This window comes from Nocardia brasiliensis (genome assembly GCF_042691675.1).
Taxonomy (GTDB): Bacteria; Actinomycetota; Actinomycetes; order Mycobacteriales; family Mycobacteriaceae; genus Nocardia; species Nocardia brasiliensis_D.
In genome coordinates this window covers 4,404,164-4,421,251 of sequence record NZ_CP170507.1, presented here as the reverse complement: position 1 = coordinate 4,421,251, position 17,088 = coordinate 4,404,164, and the positions used below count along the sequence as shown (strand labels likewise).

The following is a 17,088-nucleotide window of genomic DNA, read 5'->3' as shown; positions in this document are numbered from 1 at the left end:
CGCAGGCATGAGTGATCTGTCCCTCTTCGGCCACGACCCCTTGTGGCTCGTGCTCGGAAAATCTCTCGCCATCTTCGTCTTCCTGCTGCTCACCCCGATGATCGCGGTGGTCGCGGAACGAAAAATCGTGGCGCGCATGCAGATGCGCATCGGCCCGAACCGGATCGGCCCCTACGGCATGCTGCAGAGCATCGCCGACGGCGTGAAGATGGCGCTCAAGGAAGACATCATCCCGGCCATCGTGGACAAGCCGATCTTCATTCTGGCGCCGGTCATTTCGCTGATCCCGGCGGTGATGGCGTTCGCGGTGATCCCATTCGGCCCCGAGGTCTCCGTCTTCGGTCACCAGACCGCGCTGCAACTCACCGATATGCCGGTGGCGGTGCTCTACATCCTGGCCATCACCTCCATCGGCGTGTACGGGATCGTGCTGGCCGGATGGTCGTCCGGCTCCACCTATCCGCTGCTGGGCGGGCTGCGCTCGACCGCGCAGGTGATCTCCTACGAGATCGCCATGGCGCTGTGCTTCGCCACCGTGTTCCTGCTCGGCGGCACCATGGCGACCTCCGGCATCGTGGAGGCACAGCAGGGCACCTGGTACGTCTTCCTGCTGCTGCCCTCGTTCCTCATCTACTGCATCTCGATGGTCGGTGAGACCAACCGGGCGCCGTTCGACCTGCCCGAAGCCGAGGGCGAGCTGGTCGGCGGCTTCCACACCGAGTACTCCTCGCTGAAGTTCGCCATGTTCATGATGGCCGAATACATCAACATGGCAACGGTTTCCGCGCTCGCCACCACGCTGTTCCTCGGCGGCTGGCGGGCACCGTGGCCGTTGAACATGTGGGAGGGCGCCAACACCGGCTGGTGGCCGGTGCTGTGGTTCACCGCCAAGGTGTGGATGTTCCTGTTCGTGTTCATCTGGTTGCGCGGCACACTGCCCCGGCTGCGCTACGACCAGTTCATGAACCTCGGCTGGAAGCTGCTGATCCCGACCGCGCTGCTGTGGGTGATGCTGGTCGCCACGGCGCGCGTGCTGCAGGCCGAGGGCTACGAGATCCAGACACCGGCGCTGGTCATCGGCGGCCTGCTGGTCTCCGGACTGATGGTGGGCATGTTCCTGCGCGCCGGACGCCGGGGCGGCGCACCACCGCCCGCCGAACCGATCCCCACGGCACCGGCGTCGGATTCGGCGGTGTTCCTCGGGTTCCCGACACCCCCGCTGCCCGAACACCCCCGCGAGGTCGCCAAGTCGGGCTTGTTCGATCCGCTGGCCGGATTCCTGGTCACCGCGGCGACGATGTTCAAGAAGCCCAACACCGAGTTCTATCCGGAACAGAAGGTGCCGACCGCGCCGCGCTACCACGGGCGCCATCAGCTCAACCGGCACCCCGACGGGCTGGAGAAATGCATCGGCTGCGAGCTGTGCGCCTGGGCCTGCCCCGCCGACGCCATCTACGTCGAAGGCGCGGACAACACCGAGACCGAACGCTTTTCGCCGGGTGAGCGATACGGGCAGGTCTACCAGATCAACTATCTGCGCTGCATCGGCTGCGGATTGTGCATCGAGGCGTGCCCCACCCGCGCGCTGACCATGACCAACGACTACGAGATGGCCGATGACAACCGGGCCGACCTCATCTACGAGAAGGACCGGCTGCTCGCCCCGCTGGCACCCGGCATGACCCCGCCACCGCACGCGATGCAGCCGGGCACCGACGAGAGCGACTACTACCTCGGCAACGTGCTCGGCAGCATCGCGGAACCCAACGGCGCCACCGTGCCGGACGAGGCGAAGCAACCCGCCGCCGCAGGCGTGGAAGGAGCGGCGCAATGAACGAATTCCTCCTTGCCGCAGAACCACTCACCCGGACCTCCACCGGCGAAGCGGTGAACTTCTGGGTGCTGGCTCCACTGGCCACCCTCGGCGCGCTCGGCATGGTCTTCGCCCGCAAAGCGGTGCATTCCGCGATCTGCCTGGCGGCCACCATGATCGTGCTCGCCGTGTTCTACATGGCACAGGACGCGCTGTTCCTCGGAGTGGTGCAGATCGTCGTCTACACCGGCGCGGTCATGATGCTGTTCCTGTTCGTGCTCATGCTGGTCGGTGTCGACTCGGCCGAATCGCTGCGGGAAAACCTGCGCGGACAGCAGCTCGCCGCGGCGGCGGTGGGTCTCGGCTTCGGGCTGCTGCTGATCAGCGGCATCGCCCGCGGCATCGGCGACTCCGGAATCACCTTCCCCGCCACCGGATTCGCCGGACGCAACGTGATCGGCGAACTCGCCGAGCTGATCTTCGTCCGCTACGTGTGGGCCTTCGAGCTCACCGGCGCGCTGCTGATCACTGCCACCATCGGCGCCATGGTGCTCGCGCACCGCGAGCAGTTCGGCCCACGGATCGGTCAGCGGGAAATGTCGGTGCGCCGGTTCCGTGAAGCGGGCCACCGGGCGACTCCGCTGCCTACCCCCGGCGTGTATGCCAGGCACAACGCGGTCGACATTCCGGCCAGGTTGCCCGACGGCTCCTTCGAGGAACTGTCGGTCAGCACCATCCTGCGGCACCGCCGCACCCGGGCGCTGACCCAAGCGGCCGTCATCTCGGTCGGGGCCGAGAACCAGAGCGACGAGGAAGGCAACCGGTGAATCCCCAGAACTACCTGTTCCTGTCCGCCCTGCTGTTCACGATCGGCGCGGCCGGCGTGCTGCTGCGGCGCAACGCCATCGTGGTCTTCATGTGCATCGAGTTGATGCTCAACGCGGTGAACCTCGCGTTCGTCACCTTCGCCAGGCTGCACGCCAACCTGGACGGTCAGGTATTCGCGTTCTTCACCATGGTGGTCGCCGCGGCCGAAGTCGTTGTCGGCCTTGCCATCATCATGACCATCTTCCGCGCCCGTCGCTCGACCTCGGTCGACGACGCCAACCTGTTGAAGTTCTGACATGGCTGGGACTATGCAAGATATGGCAACGCTCTGGCTGCTGCCGGCCCTGCCCCTGGCAGGTGCGATCGTCCTGCTGCTCACCGGCCGCTTCAGCGACAAATGGGGTCACCTGCTCGGCACGCTGATGGCGCTGGCCGCGTTCGTGGTCGCCGCGATCGCGTTCGTCGACATGCTCGGCCGCGACACCGCGCAACGCGGCATCCACACCGACCTGTTCAGCTGGGTGCCCGCCGCCGGGCTGCAAGTCGACTTCAGCCTCCAATTGGACCAGCTCTCGGTATGTTTCGCGCTGCTGATCACCGGTGTCGGCTCGCTGATCCACATCTACTCCATCGGCTACATGAGCCACGACCCCGGGCGACGGCGGTTCTTCGGCTACCTCAACCTGTTCCTCGCGGCGATGCTGCTGCTGGTGCTGGCGAACAACTATCTGGTGCTCTACCTCGGCTGGGAAGGCGTCGGCCTGGCGTCCTATCTGCTGATCGGGTTCTGGTACCACAAGCCGACGGCGGCGACGGCGGCCAAGAAGGCGTTCGTGGTCAACCGGGTCGGTGACATGGGACTGGCGATCGCCATGTTCGTCATGTTCTCGACGTTCGGGTCGATCAACTTCACCGACGTGTTCGCGGGTGCGCCGCAGGCCGGGGAGGGCACGCTGACCGCGATCGGGTTGCTGTTGCTGCTCGCCGCGTGTGGTAAGTCCGCGCAGGTGCCGCTGCAGTCCTGGCTCGGGGACGCGATGGAAGGCCCGACCCCGGTGTCGGCGCTCATCCACGCGGCCACCATGGTCACCGCGGGTGTGTACCTGATCGCGCGGTCCGGCCCGATCTTCGACCTGGCACCGGACGCGCGGCTCGGGGTTGTTCTCGTCGGTGCGGTGACACTGCTGTTCGGTGCGATCGTCGGTTGCGCGAAGGACGACATCAAGAAAGCCCTCGCGGCGTCGACCATGAGCCAGATCGGTTACATGGTGCTCGCCGCCGGTCTCGGCCCGGCCGGGTACGCCTTCGCCATCATGCATCTGCTCACCCACGGGTTCTTCAAGGCCGGGTTGTTCCTCGGGGCCGGTTCGGTGATGCACGCGATGGACGACGAGACCGACATGCGCCGCTACGGCGGATTGCGCACGTTGCTGCCGATCACCTACATCACCTTCGGGCTCGGCTATCTCGCGATCATCGGGGTGCCGCCGTTCGCCGGGTTCTTCTCCAAGGACAAGATCATCGAAGTGGCGTTCAACCAAGGCGGCGTAAGCGGTTTGGTGCTCGGCACGGTGACGCTGCTCGGTGCGGGGCTCACCGCGTTCTACATGACGCGAGTGATGTTCCTGACCTTCTTCGGTGAGCGGCGCTGGAAGCCGGACACCCATCCGCACGAGGCCCCGGCGGTGATGACCGGACCGATGATCCTGCTGGCCATCGGATCGGTCGCGGCCGGTGCGTTGTTCGCCTTCGGCTCCTCGTTGCAGAACTGGCTGGAACCCGTGGTCGGCGCGCATCACGGCGAGGAAGCGGTCCCGGCGGCCGTCGTCACGGCGCTCGCGCTGGCGGTGGTCGCCGCCGGGGTCGGGTTCGCCTACTACCAGTACGCACAGCGGAAGATCCCGGAGACCGCACCGGAAGCCGTATCCGCGTTGACCATCGCGGCCCGCAAGGACCTCTACGGTGACGCGATCAACGAGGCGGCGTTCATGCGGCCGGGCAGCTACCTGACCCGCGCGCTGGTGTTCCTCGACAACCGCGGTATCGACGGGATCGTCAACGGGACGGCCGCGCTGATCGGCGGGCTGTCCGCCCGGATCCGGCCGGTGCAAACCGGTTTCGTGCGGTCCTATGCCCTGTCCATGTTCACCGGCGCGGCCCTGGTGGCTGCCGCCCTGCTGGCGGTGAGGTTGTGGTGAGTGCGGATCCCCGGTCGCCTGCGTGGTGGCGTCCAATACTGGCGGTGCTTGTGTCCCGTGTGTCCATGTTCACCGGCGCGGCCCTGGTGGCTGCCGCCCTGCTGGCGGTGAGGTTGTGGTGACGGACTTTCCCTGGTTGACCACTTTGTGGTTGGCACCTGTGCTCGGTGCGGTCGTCGTACTGGTGCTGCCCGCAAGTCAACGGCTGCTCGCGCGCTGTGTGGCGTTGGTGGTGTCGGTGGCGGTGCTGGCGTTCGCCGTGGTGTTGGCGGTGCGCTTCGAACCCGGTGGGGCGCAGTACCAGTTCGTCGAGGACCACGAGTGGATTCCGGCGTTCGGCGCCGGGTACACCGTCGGGCTGGACGGGATCGCACTGGTGCTGGTGCTGCTCACCACCGCGCTGGTGCCGTTGCTGATCCTGGCCGGCTGGCACGACGAACGCGAGGTCGGCAGCGGACGGCGGGTGTCGCACACCTATGTGGCGCTCACCCTGCTCGTCGAGGCGATGGTGCTGGTCTCCTTCATCTCGCTCGACATCCTGCTGTTCTACGTGTTCTTCGAAGCCATGTTGATTCCGATGTACTTCCTCATCGGTGGCTTCGGACCCCGGTCGGCGGATGTGCAGCTGCGGCAGCAGCGGTCGCGGGCGGCGGTGAAGTTCCTGCTGTACAACCTGTTCGGCGGGCTGATCATGCTGGCTGCGGTGATCGGGCTGTACGTGATCACCGCACGGGAAGGACTCGGCGACGATTCGGCGGGCACCTTCGACTTCCGCACGGTGGTCGCCGCCGCCAACTCCGGCCAGCTCGGCGCGGCACCGGCGGTGCTCAACGCGCTGTTCCTCGGATTCATGTTCGCGTTCGCGGTGAAAGCGCCGCTGTGGCCGCTGCACACCTGGCTGCCCGACGCCGCCGTCGCCGCGACCCCGTCCAGCGCGGTGCTGATGATGGCGGTGGTCGACAAGGTTGGCACCTTCGGCATGCTGCGCTACTGCCTGATGCTGTTTCCCGAGGCGTCGAATACCTATGCGCCGCTGGTGATCACGCTCGCCGTGATCGGCATCGTCTACGGTGCGCTGCTGGCCATCGGGCAGACCGACGTGATGCGGTTGATCGCCTACACCTCGATCTCCCACTTCGGGTTCATCATCCTGGGCATCTTCGCGATGACCAGTCAGGGGCAGACCGGCGCGACGCTGTACATGGTGAACCACGGCATTTCCACCGCGGCCCTGTTCCTGATCGCGGGATTCCTGGTGTCGCGGCGCGGCACTCGGGTGATCGCCGATTTCGGTGGCGTGCAGAAGGTGGCGCCGGTACTGGCGGGCACCTTCTTCATCGCGGGCCTGGCCACCCTGTCGCTGCCCGGGCTCGCGCCGTTCATCAGTGAATTCCTGGTGCTGGTCGGCACCTTCAGCCGCTACCAGTTCGCCGCGGTCGTCGCGACCGGTGCGCTGGTGCTGGCGGCGCTGTATGTGCTGTGGCTGTACCAGCGGATGATGACCGGGCCGGTCAAAGAGGGCAGCGAACGCATCTACGACCTGGTGCCGCGTGAACTCGCGGTGGTGGTGCCGTTGATCGCGGCGCTGATCTTCCTCGGCGTCTATCCGAAACCGATCCTGGATTTCATCAATCCCGCGGTGAGCCAGACATTGACGACCATCGGCAAGCACGACCCCGTGCCCACGGTGCCGCCGCTGCCCGAGGCGGGTAAGGCCGATCATCCCGGAGGTGTCCACAAATGAGTCGCACCAGTGTTCGCGTCGCCATCGCCCTCATCGCGGCGGGCCTGCTCGCCGCCGTGATCTCCTTCTCGAGGACGGCCTAAGTGACTTCCTTGGACTACGGAACAACGCTCGCCGCAGCCATTCCGGCGCCGAGCATCGAATACGGGCTGCTTTCGCCGATGCTCATCGTCTTCGGCGTCGCGGTGATCAGTGTGCTGGTCGAGGCGTTCATGGGGCGGCGGTTCCGGTTCGGCACGCAGGTGCTGCTGAGCCTCGTCGGGCTGATCGCCGCGTTGGTCGCGGTGGTGCGGTTGGCGGGAACCGAGGCGACCGCGGTGGTCGGCGCGGTCGCTATCGATGGGGTGACGCTGTTCTTGCAGGGCACCATTTTGATGGTGTCGATCCTCGGGGTGCTGTTCATGGCCGAGCGGGGCGCCGAGCCTCGGGTCGCGGCGCGCAGCGGGCCCGGCACCTGGAGTGTGGCGGCGGCGACGCTCGGGCGTGGAGTGGATGCGTTTACGCCGCAGGCTTCTTCGGTGCCGGGTAGCTCGATGGAGCGGGTCGCGCTTCGTGCGGGGATCGCGACGACCGAGGTGTTCCCGTTGACGCTGCTCGCGGTCGGCGGGTTGCTGTTGTTCCCGGCGTCCAACGATCTGCTCACCATGTTCGTCGCGCTCGAGGTGCTGTCGTTGCCGCTGTATCTGCTGTGCGGGCTCGCGCGGCGCAAGCGGTTGCTGTCCCAGGAAGCTGCGCTGAAGTACTTCTTGCTCGGCGCGTTTTCGTCGGCGTTCTTCCTCTACGGCGTCGCGCTGCTGTACGGGCAGGCGGGGACCGTGGAGCTGGCCGGGATCGCCGATGCCATCGCGCTGCACCCGGACAACGCGATGCTCGCGCTGCTCGGCATCGCGCTGCTCGCGGTCGGGCTGTTGTTCAAGATCGGGACGGTGCCGTTCCAGTCGTGGGTGCCCGATGTGTATCAGGGTGCGCCGACACCGGTTACGGCGTTCATGGCGGCCGCGACCAAGATCGCCGCAGTCGGTGCACTGTTGCGCGTGCTGCACATCGCGGTGCCCGGGCTGCGCGACGACTGGCGTCCGGTGCTGGCCGCCATCGCCATCGCCACCATGGCGGTCGGCGCGGTCATGGCCATCACGCAGACCGACGTCAAGCGGATGCTCGCGTATTCCTCTGTCGCCCATGCCGGTTTCATCCTGACCGGTTTGGTCGCCGCGAACGACAAGGGCGTCTCGGCGGTGCTGTTCTACCTCGTCGCCTACGGCGTCGGCACCATAGGCGCCTTCGCCGTGGTCAGCCTCGTTCGCGATGCCGCAGGCGACGAAGCCACCACACTCTCCCAGTGGGCCGGTCTCGGTCGCCGCTCCCCCTGGCTGGCCAGCGTCTTCGCCCTTTTCCTGCTCTCCTTCGCCGGCCTCCCCCTCACCAGCGGATTCGTCAGCAAGTTCGCCGTTTTCGAAGCCGCCGCCGCAGGCGACGCCACCCCATTGGTAATCGTCGGCGTCATCTGCAGCGCCATCGCCGCCTTCTTCTACATCCGCGTAATCGTCCTCATGTTCTTCACCGACCCACCCACCGACACCCCCATAATCGTCACCCCATTCCTCACCACCGCCGTAGTCACCTTCGGCGCCGGAGCCACCATCCTCCTCGGCATTCTCCCCCAGCTCCTGCTCAACTTGGCAGATCGCGCATCAACCTTCGTCCGCTGAGGTCCCGCTCCACCAGCCACACGGCCTGAGCCGCACACCCCGTCGGGTGTGCGGCTCACCCGTCCACTGGGTGTGCGCGTCACCCGCTCCATACCCACTCATGATCAACGGGACATGAAGGTGGACCTTCTCGCCCTTTGCCGCCACCAAGTCCCGTTGATCATGGTTGCCCCACCCCAGGCCGCGACATTCAAGATCAAACGGGACATCACGGTGGGCCTTCTCGCACTTGGCCGCCACCAAGTCCCGTTGATCATGGCCCACACCCCTTCCCGGGAAGGTGCACCCATTCCGACGTCGCACTGCGGCATCCCACCGGCCCGGGCTGCTTGGGAAGGGCGCCTACCCAGGTCTTTCCCCGAGAAGGTTTGCCTACCAACGCTGTTACCCGGCAGTGCTGGGCACCTCGTGTGCCGTACCCGGCTTTCTTCAACAGTGAGATACGCGAAGCGGAGGTTCCAGCGTGGTCATCTGGCGGTGGTCCCGTCCCGGGAATTCCCGAACAGGCCAGGGCACTCGGGTGACGGTTCGGCAGACGCTCAGCACCGCTGCTGGGCTCTCTCCATGGATCACACAAAGTTTCACGGGTGCCCACAAAAGCCTGCACCCGGTCCACAGCAGTTACAGCCCCTGTGAACCGTATGGATGCCCTGTGAGATCAAAACAGGCAGTCAGATGTCGCCGAGGGCATGATCAACGGGACACCACGGTGGATCTTCTCGCACTTTGGCACCACCATGTCCCGTTGATCATGGTGGTCCCACCGTCGACGGCGACGTTCAAGATCAACGGGACACCACGGTGGACCCTCTCGCACTTTGCCACCACCACGTCCCGTTGATCATGGTTGCCCCACCGTCGACGGCGACGTTCATGATCGAAGGGACATGACGGTGGGCCTTCTCGGAAGCTTTGCCGCACCATGTGCCGTTGATCATGGTCGCTGCACCACTCGATCACCGGATCGATCCGAACACTTTCTCCAGATCCGCACCCTCCGCTGGACGCCGTAGAGGGGTGCGCAACCCCGAGAACCAGTGCAACCGCACCGACAGCACGCCCACTTCATGATCGACGGGACATCACGGCGGGCGCACTCGCACTTTGCCACCACCACGTCCCGTTGATCATGAACCTGCCACCTCCCACGGCATCCTTCATGATCAACGGGACACGGCGGTGGACCTTCTCGGAGTTCGCCGCCACCAGGTCCCGTTGATCATGAAACCCACCCTCCAACCATCGGCACCACCGGAAAAACCCGCTCGAAAACAGCACCACAGCCAGTCGACCACGCCGGAACCTGACCCGATGCTCCCAAGGCGCGGAAGAGAAAGCCGGGAACCCCACCTCACGCGCCCCGCACTAATCCGGGCATTCCACAGAACAGCACACCATGACGGGACAGCACACCCCGAGAGTTTGAAACCGCAAGGGGCGAACACGAAGGGGTCAATTTCGCAGGGTGGGTCAGGCGGTGAGGCTGCGGCCGCCGTCTATGACGAGGCGTTGGCCGGTGACGAAGGACGCTTGGGGTGAGGCGAAGAAGCTCACGGCATTGGCTATGTCGTCGGGGATTCCCAAGCGGCCGATCGGGACCGTGGCGAGGTAGGCGTCTCGGGTGGTGTCGGGGACGTCGGTGTGGCGCTCGACGGGGACGAAGCCAGGTGCGACCGCGTTCACGGTGATGCCGAACGGGGCGAGTTCGCTGGCCCAGCTGCGGGTGAGGCCGATCTGGGCGTGTTTGGCGGTGGCGTAGGCGGAGCGGCCCGGTGGTGGCCGGTCGGCGACCTCGGAGTCGATGTGCACGATGCGGCCGTAGCGGCGTTCCTGCATGCCGGGGATTATTTGGCGGCCGAGCAGGATTGGGCTCTTGACGAAGAAGTCGAGTTGCGCCAGATGGTCCGACCATGCGACAACGGTCAGCGGCGCTTCCGGTTGGGGGCCGGTCGCATTGAACACCAACACATCGACCGGACCGAGGCGTTCGGTGATCGCCGCGACGAGCTCGCGTACCTGATGCTCGTCCGTGACGTCGGCCGAAAAAGCTTCGGCGACACCGCCTTTGTCACGGATACCGCGCGCCACCGCCTGCACCTTCTCGTCCCGCAAACCGTTGACGGCGACAGCCATCCCATCGGCGGCGAGCCGGTGCGCGACCGCGCTACCCAACCCGCGTGAACTCCCCGTCACCAACGCCACCTGCCGCTGCGGAACCACCATGTATTCGATCATGCCAGGCGTATACCCACCCACCGATTGGGTGGGCGAAAGGAGGCGGTGATGTCAGGATCGCCGCTTAGACAACGTGATCCCAGCGGACATCGCCTCCCGCTACCGATGCTGACCCGTCGCCACGGTTCGACCTTGCGGCGATACGCGCTGTCCGACTGGGTGGGCGAAAGGAGGCGGTGATGTCAGGATCGCCGCTTAGACAACGTGATCCCAGCGGACATCGCCTCCTGCTACCGATGCTGACCCCTCGCCACGGTTCGATCTTGCGGCCGATACGCGCTGTCCGACTGGGCGAGCGAGAAGGCGGTGATGTCAGGATCGCCGCTTAGACAACGTGATCTCGGTGGGCGTCGCCTCCGGCTACCTAAGACGAGCCATTACCGCGGAACCCCAGTATTCGATCACGTCGCGCTGATCATCGACGCCACCATCCTGCGGATGCTGCTCGTCCTCGCCGTGATGAAACTGCTCGGCGACCACTGCTGGTGGGCACCCGCCTGGATGCAGCGCGTACAAAACGCGTCGGACTCAGCGAACCGGCCGTCACCGGCAAACACGCCGCCACCCGCACATGCCGGACCTCGTCGAGACCACGCCCAGCACGGACCTGGTCACCTTCACGCTCCATCGTTCTCAGGTGACCACCCAAGCGTTGGCAGAGTTGCGTGTGCCGAAGGACCCGCAATTATCGATCCTGTTGTCTCAGTGCAGATACGAGGCACCGTTGACGTTCAGCACAGAGCCGGATGTCCACGTCGCCTCAGGTGACGCGAGGTAGCGCACAGCGGAGGCGATTTCCTCCGGAGCTGCGACACGCCCGAAGGGGCTCTGGGCGCGGACCTCGTCGGTGACCCGGTGCACCACCCGCTCGGTGGCGACGAAACCCGGTGCGACGGACGCGACCGCTATCCCGTAGGGCGCCAACTCGACCGCCAGCGACTGACCCAGTGCGTGCACAGCGGCTTTACTGGCGCCGTAGCCCGTGTACTCGGGCTCGCCGCGGAACGCGCCGCGCGAGCCGATGTTCACGATCCGTCCCGCGATACCCTTGTCGATCATGTGCCGGGCGACGCAGTAGGACATATTGGCCGTCCCGAAGACATTGACGTCCATGGTTTCCCGCCACACCCGCTGCCACTCCGCATAGTCGGTGTCGGCCACCGGATGCGCGATGTTCACCGCCGCATTGTTGACCAACACGTCCACCGTGCCGAGCCCGTCCACGGCAGCGCCGACGATCTCCGCGACAGCCTCCGGCGACCTGATATCGCCACCGACGAGAACATGACCCTCGCCAGGCAATCCGCGCAATGTCTCTTCACCATCGTCTCGACTCGACGAGTAGTGCACCGCCACCCGATCGCCGATCTCCGCGAACGCCAGCGCAATTGCCCGCCCAATCCCCCGCGAAGCCCCCGTTACCAACACGCCCCGACTCATCCTGTGATCACCATTCGCCAAGCTTGCCATTACCACCCTGCCAACGCCGCACTGAACGGGCGCCCAACCCTCGCAGGACGGTGCGGTCCAACTCCAGCAGGCCGAAGGTACTGGTCCTCCCCGTCCCCCGCTGACCGCGCCCGCCCCGGCCGGGGCCCCTCGCCTCACGTCGAACGGGACACCACCGAGCCCTCCCTCGACAAGCCCCTCAGCCACCACGTCCCCCTCGACAGACCAAAACCGTGCGGCGGGGCCTTAAGCGGGACACCACCGCGCTCCCACTCGACAAGCCCCTCAGCCAGGTCCCCCTCGACGGACCACACCCGTGCAGCGGGGCCTCGAACGGAACACCACCGCGCTCCCACTCGACAAATCCCTCAGCCAGGTCCCTCTCGACGGACCACACCCGTGCGGCGGGTCCTCGAACGGGACACCACCGAGCCCTCATTCGGCATCCGAGGCGGCGGGGTCTTTCGGCGGGCAGCAAGTCCACCGCTGGCCCGCGGGTGGCACAACCATGGAGGGCGTGATTTCGAGGGGGCGGGCGGAACGATCGAGCCCACCACGCGGTTGAGCTGGCATATCTGTCGCACAGTCCCCACACGCAACCCCCGGTCCCACCCCTGCTGCACCCGCAACTCTCGCCGCGGCCCGCGACGCCGATGAAATAGGACGCGAATCGGCCGACCGCAGCAGGTCGTTCGCGACGGATCCGCTGGCTGGACGAGGCGGCGCACGTCGCCGCGCACATCGCCTGCCCCTACCCGACCAAGTCCCCGCTCCACACTCAATCAGCGGTGATGGGCGCTGTGCGTGGCTGCCGCCGCCCGCTGGTATTCCTCGGTCGCTACAACACGCTTGACGTTCAGTCGGCGGTGCGATGCGTGGGCCGCCACCCGAAGGTAACCCTCGGTGGCCTACAGCACGCTCGACACTCAGTCAGCGCTGGTAGGTGCGATGCGTGGGGCGGCCACCCGAGGTAGCCCTCGATCGCTACAGCACGCTCGACGCTCAGTCTGCGACGCGATGCGTGGGCCACTACCCGAGGTAGCCCGGTCGCTACAGCACGCTCGACGCTCACTCAGCGGTGATAGGTGCGACGGGGCGCCACCCGAGGTAGCCCTCGGTCGCTACAGCACGCTCGACGCTCGGTCAGCGGTGCGATGCGTGGGCCGCCACCCGAAAGTAGCCCTCGGTCGCTACAGCACGCTCGACGCTCGGTCAGCGGCGCGATGCGTGGGCCGCCCGAAGGTATCCCTCGATTGCTACAGCACGCTCGACGCTCACTCAGCGGTGATGGGTGCGATGCGTGGGGCGGCCACTCGAAGGTAGTCCTCGGTGGCTACAGCCAAGGATCGATCCAGTCGCGCGGCATTGAAGTAGAGCTCGGGCACCGTTAGCAGCGCGGGGTCGGCGATGACTTCCAATTCCGGGTGATAGCTGAATGGCAGTACGGTTCCGCTGACGCTGCCTGCCAGCTGTTCAGCCTTTTCTTTGCTGGCGAACGCGACGTAGGTCCCCTCGTGTAGCGCCTTCACCGCTTGGAGGTCAAGGCGCGCGTGACCGGGTACCACGGCGAGCACATGCCGGGTCTGCTTCTTGCCGATCTTGACCATCACGATCAAACACTTGGCAGCTGCCGCGACGTCGTGTCCGCGCATGGCACTGACCAATTCGGTCCGTCCCTCGGGCGCGTGGTCGATCAATCGGTATCGTGCCCCCGCGGCATTCAGATCACCGATCAGCCGCTCGTAGAGCCCGTTGTGCTCACCATTCACTGCTCAGCAGCTCCTTCGCTTGCGCGATGCGGTCTTCATCGCGTTGGTAGAACACCCACTGTTTGATCTTCGTACCGCGCACCAGCCCGGCGGCGGCGAGAACCTTCAGGTGCTCACCGCAGGTCGGCTGACTCACGCCGAGTTTCTGCGCGATGCTCTGCGAGCACACCCCGTCGCGCACCAGATCGCCGTCGCGCTGCGCCGGGAAGTGCTGTTCCGGGTCGCGTAACCACGCCAAGATCAGCAGACGCTTGTCGTTGGCCAGCGCCTTGACCAGATCCACGTCCAACATGAAGGCATTATGGCAATTAGCTAAATGGCTGTCTACCCAGGAGAACGGTAATCCGTTGGACCACACGGTGTCTGAGCCGGAGCGAGTTGCGCGCGGGCAAAGCGTTTTCACCCTTGGCGAACTGCATGAACACATCAGCAAACTCCTGACAAATCGCCCAGTGACGCGAACCCCACCGCCTGGCAACGTCACTCATCGTGGCAAATGCGGCGCGGCGTCTCGGACGGTCGGAACGACAGGAGCGGCGCGCTAGGCGCCGAAATGGTTGGGCGACAACGGTGGTGATGACGGTGGTTGCCGCCGGTCTGGTCCCACTGGGGGTCGCGGCGGCCGAGGAGGCGGTCCCGACATCGGTGGCGACGGATCGGCAGGAACAACCGGTGGCGACGCGCGACGGGATCACGGTCTCCCACGTCAGTTTCCGGCTACCGCTGCCCAGCGGCGCACCGGCGCACCCGGATGCCTGCGATCGCACCGGTTTCCTGCGCTACCGGCCCGCCGACGGGCCGGTGAACTCGCGCGAGGCCGACGCGGTGGTGGTGCAGCAGCAGGGATTGCTCGGCGGCGCGGTGAATTCGGATGCGGTCGCCGCGAATACCGTGCGCTCGGCGAAGACACTGGGCCGGTCGGTCGAGTTCTGGGCGTTGGCGCGGCGCGGGTCCTGCCTGGACGAGCAGACCGGTTTCGACGCCGCTTTGCAGAGCGGGAACTACCTGGACGCGGTCGACTACTACTTCAACGGCAAGCCGATCGATGGACGAACCTTCCCCGGTTTCAAGCATTCCGCGGACCTGCCGATCCTGGATTCGATCGGCGTCGAGCGGGTGGTGCGCGACCAATACGAGATGATGCTGCACGAGGTGCCCGACCAGGCCGAGCGGCAACGCAAATACATCTGCACCGGCATCTCCATGGGCGGGATGATGACCGGCTTCTTCTCGGACTGGGATTTCGACGGCAACCCCGCGACCCAGGCCGACGCGGGCTACAACCAGTGCGCCGCGTTCGCCGCCCAGGACTCGATGGTGTCCTCGGACCCGGCCGCGATCCAGAACACCCCGTTCTTCCGCGACGTCACCGACGCGATCTTCGGCCCGACGAACACCGTGCTGAAGGCCGGCCTCGACATCGGAGCGCTGCCGCTGCGCATCTTCGGGCCCGCCCCGATCATCGGCACCAAGGCCCTGATGCTCTATCGGCTCGCCGGACTTGCCGCACACCTGGACCCGGACGCGGAAAGCCAACTGCTGGCACACCTTCCGCGTGATCCCGAGATCGAGGCCACACTGGCCATCTTGTTCGGTCAGAGCTGGAGCGCGGTGGCGACCAACGGCAACAACGGCGAAGGCACGATCCGCGAGTTCCGCTTCACCAATACCGCATTGCTCGGCACCCTGATCGACAACAACTCCGGCAACTTCGCCCTGCTACAGCAGGGCGTCGGCGCGTTGTCGGGTGGGCCGGTGCAGGAGAAGACCTTCCCGAATCCTGGCTCGATCACCCAGATTCCGGTGTTCGGCAACCTGCTGCGGATGAGCGCGGGCCCGCAGCAACGGGTCGCGCCGACCGACCGGACCGCGCTGTATACGTGGCGCAACTACAACGACGTCATCGGTGTGCCATGGACCGCGCCGAACCGGGAAACCTCCGATATCCGAGAAGTGGCCCGCCAGTTGGGCACCGGCGCGCCGACGGCCTATTGGGAGAGTTATTTCCCGCTCCGCATCCTGCTCGACATGGGCGCTGGATTCACCGGTGCGCGCAGCGGCGATATGGCAAACCTGCGCTACCGCAACATGAGTCGCACCAAACCGAACTTCGTCGCCTACGCCGGTGACAGCGTGGTTCAGTACGGCGTCGGCGCTTACCTCCCGACCCCGGCGACCGCGCAAGTCGAGACGCTTCCCGGATACACCCACATCGACACGATCGGCGCCGCGGCGGTACAGAACAACGGCAAGCCCGATTACAGCGGTCAATACCTGGCCGAATTCATCAGGGGGCTCACCTAGTAGGTCCTCACCGCTCGCGTGCGCGAGCGGTGACGCCGAGCGGCCTTTCGGGTCGCGCGGTGAATGTCCTGGACGGCGGTGAGGGCAGCACCGTCGTCCAGGACTTCGGGTGCCGAGCGGACGTGACCGCGAGTGGGTCGGCTCAACGAAGCACTTCGCGCAGTCGAGTCGCGAAAGCGGCTGGGTCATCGACGAATCCGACGTGCGCGCCCGGGAACAATGTCGGTTCGATGCCGAGCTGCGCGGCAAGCGCCCGGGTGGTGTGGTCACAGAACTGGCCGGTCGATTCGGCGCCGATACCGGCGACCAATCGCACGGGTGTCGCGCGCAGTGCCCCGAGATCGGGCTCCCACCAGTTGGTTCCCTGGATTTCGTGCAGGTACCAGTAGCGTTCGCTGGCCACCTGTGCCGGATCACGGTCGCCGCCGAACATCTCGTGCAGTGCCGGTTCCGGCATCTCGATGTTGGCATTGGCGAAGAACTTTCGCCAGGCACCGAGTACATCGCCGCTGGCGTAGGTGGCGACGAGATCTGCTGCCCTGGAGCGCAATTCGTCGTGGTCGGCGAGCACGCGGTGCAGTGGGGGTTCGTGGGTGATCGCGGTGGTGACGAGATCGGGGCGGGCCTGTACCAGGGCCAGGGTGGTCACCGCGCCGCCGCTGGAACCGAAGACCACGGCCGGTCCGGCGTCGAGGTGGGTGATGAGCCGGGCCAGGTCGTCGGCGCGCAGTTGTGGGGTGGAGTCTTGGTCGGGGTCGTCGAGCACGCTGTTCTTGTGTCCGCGCGGGTCGGTGGTGAGCACGGTGTATTCGGTGGCGAGCAGCTCGGCCAATGGGGCGAAGGCCGCCGCATCCATGGGAGCGCCGACCAGTGCGACCAGTGGTCCGCTGCCGCGCACCTCGTAGTACAGATGGGCGCCGGGCACGTCGAGGGTGTGCGCGTCGACGGACGAGGTTCGGGTCATGAGTTCTCCTTTGAACGGTGCTGACTTATGACTGTCGACGGGGCCGTTGCCGGAAACTCATCGCTCGCCAATGGA

The 17,088-nt window shown here is 66.0% G+C and carries 12 protein-coding genes; 7 read left to right on the top strand and 5 right to left on the bottom strand.

Annotated elements, in window-relative coordinates:
* Positions 1 to 7 precede the first annotated feature (7 nt).
* The 6 genes from nuoH (at position 8) to nuoN (ending at position 8,292) form a co-directional block, all read left to right on the top strand.
* Positions 8 to 1,834 carry an NADH-quinone oxidoreductase subunit NuoH gene (nuoH, locus tag ACFK0J_RS20365; RefSeq protein WP_378729534.1) on the top strand — a complete coding sequence of 609 codons (1,827 nt, stop codon included), beginning with the start codon at positions 8 to 10 and terminating at the stop codon, positions 1,832 to 1,834.
* Positions 1,831 to 2,640, top strand: a complete 810-nt coding sequence (locus tag ACFK0J_RS20360) for an NADH-quinone oxidoreductase subunit J (RefSeq protein WP_378729532.1) — start codon at positions 1,831 to 1,833, stop codon at positions 2,638 to 2,640. The genes nuoH and ACFK0J_RS20360 overlap by 4 nt, the downstream gene beginning before the upstream one ends.
* Complete coding sequence (gene nuoK, locus ACFK0J_RS20355; protein ID WP_107656630.1) at positions 2,637 to 2,936, top strand: NADH-quinone oxidoreductase subunit NuoK; 300 nt, start codon at positions 2,637 to 2,639, stop codon at positions 2,934 to 2,936. The genes ACFK0J_RS20360 and nuoK overlap by 4 nt, the downstream gene beginning before the upstream one ends.
* 13 nt (positions 2,937 to 2,949) lie before the next feature.
* Positions 2,950 to 4,839 carry an NADH-quinone oxidoreductase subunit L gene (gene nuoL / locus ACFK0J_RS20350; RefSeq protein WP_378742942.1) on the top strand — a complete coding sequence of 630 codons (1,890 nt, stop codon included), beginning with the start codon at positions 2,950 to 2,952 and terminating at the stop codon, positions 4,837 to 4,839.
* 118 nt (positions 4,840 to 4,957) lie between these two features.
* The gene (locus ACFK0J_RS20345; protein WP_378729530.1) at positions 4,958 to 6,583 is read left to right on the top strand and encodes an NADH-quinone oxidoreductase subunit M; all 1,626 of its coding nucleotides are present in this window, start codon (positions 4,958 to 4,960) and stop codon (positions 6,581 to 6,583) included.
* Between the two features lie 83 nt (positions 6,584 to 6,666).
* On the top strand, positions 6,667 to 8,292 hold the full coding sequence (gene nuoN / locus ACFK0J_RS20340) for an NADH-quinone oxidoreductase subunit NuoN (protein ID WP_378729528.1): 1,626 nt from the start codon (positions 6,667 to 6,669) through the stop codon (positions 8,290 to 8,292).
* Positions 8,293 to 9,762: 1,470 nt separating this feature from the next.
* Here nuoN and ACFK0J_RS20335 read toward each other — a convergent pair.
* The 4 genes from ACFK0J_RS20335 to ACFK0J_RS20320 all read right to left on the bottom strand — a co-directional run bounded on the left by ACFK0J_RS20335 (position 9,763) and on the right by ACFK0J_RS20320 (position 14,037).
* On the bottom strand, positions 9,763 to 10,527 hold the full coding sequence (locus ACFK0J_RS20335; protein WP_378729526.1) for an SDR family NAD(P)-dependent oxidoreductase: 765 nt from the start codon (positions 10,525 to 10,527) through the stop codon (positions 9,763 to 9,765).
* A 702-nt stretch (positions 10,528 to 11,229) separates the two neighbouring features.
* Positions 11,230 to 11,967, bottom strand: a complete 738-nt coding sequence (locus ACFK0J_RS20330; protein ID WP_378729524.1) for an SDR family NAD(P)-dependent oxidoreductase — start codon at positions 11,965 to 11,967, stop codon at positions 11,230 to 11,232.
* Positions 11,968 to 13,250: 1,283 nt separating this feature from the next.
* The gene (locus tag ACFK0J_RS20325; protein WP_378729522.1) at positions 13,251 to 13,745 is read right to left on the bottom strand and encodes a YbaK/EbsC family protein; all 495 of its coding nucleotides are present in this window, start codon (positions 13,743 to 13,745) and stop codon (positions 13,251 to 13,253) included.
* Positions 13,735 to 14,037, bottom strand: coding sequence for a helix-turn-helix transcriptional regulator (locus tag ACFK0J_RS20320; RefSeq protein WP_218468979.1), 303 nt, complete (start codon positions 14,035 to 14,037; stop codon positions 13,735 to 13,737). Before ACFK0J_RS20320 ends, ACFK0J_RS20325 begins: the two co-directional genes overlap by 11 nt.
* A gap of 284 nt (positions 14,038 to 14,321) precedes the next feature.
* Here ACFK0J_RS20320 and ACFK0J_RS20315 point away from each other — a divergent pair, with 284 nt between their 5' ends.
* On the top strand, positions 14,322 to 16,049 hold the full coding sequence (locus ACFK0J_RS20315) for a hypothetical protein (protein ID WP_378729519.1): 1,728 nt from the start codon (positions 14,322 to 14,324) through the stop codon (positions 16,047 to 16,049).
* 142 nt (positions 16,050 to 16,191) lie between these two features.
* Here the strand turns inward: ACFK0J_RS20315 and ACFK0J_RS20310 are convergent, their stop codons facing one another.
* Complete coding sequence (locus ACFK0J_RS20310; RefSeq protein WP_378729517.1) at positions 16,192 to 17,013, bottom strand: alpha/beta fold hydrolase; 822 nt, start codon at positions 17,011 to 17,013, stop codon at positions 16,192 to 16,194.
* Between the last annotated feature and the right edge of the window lie 75 nt (positions 17,014 to 17,088).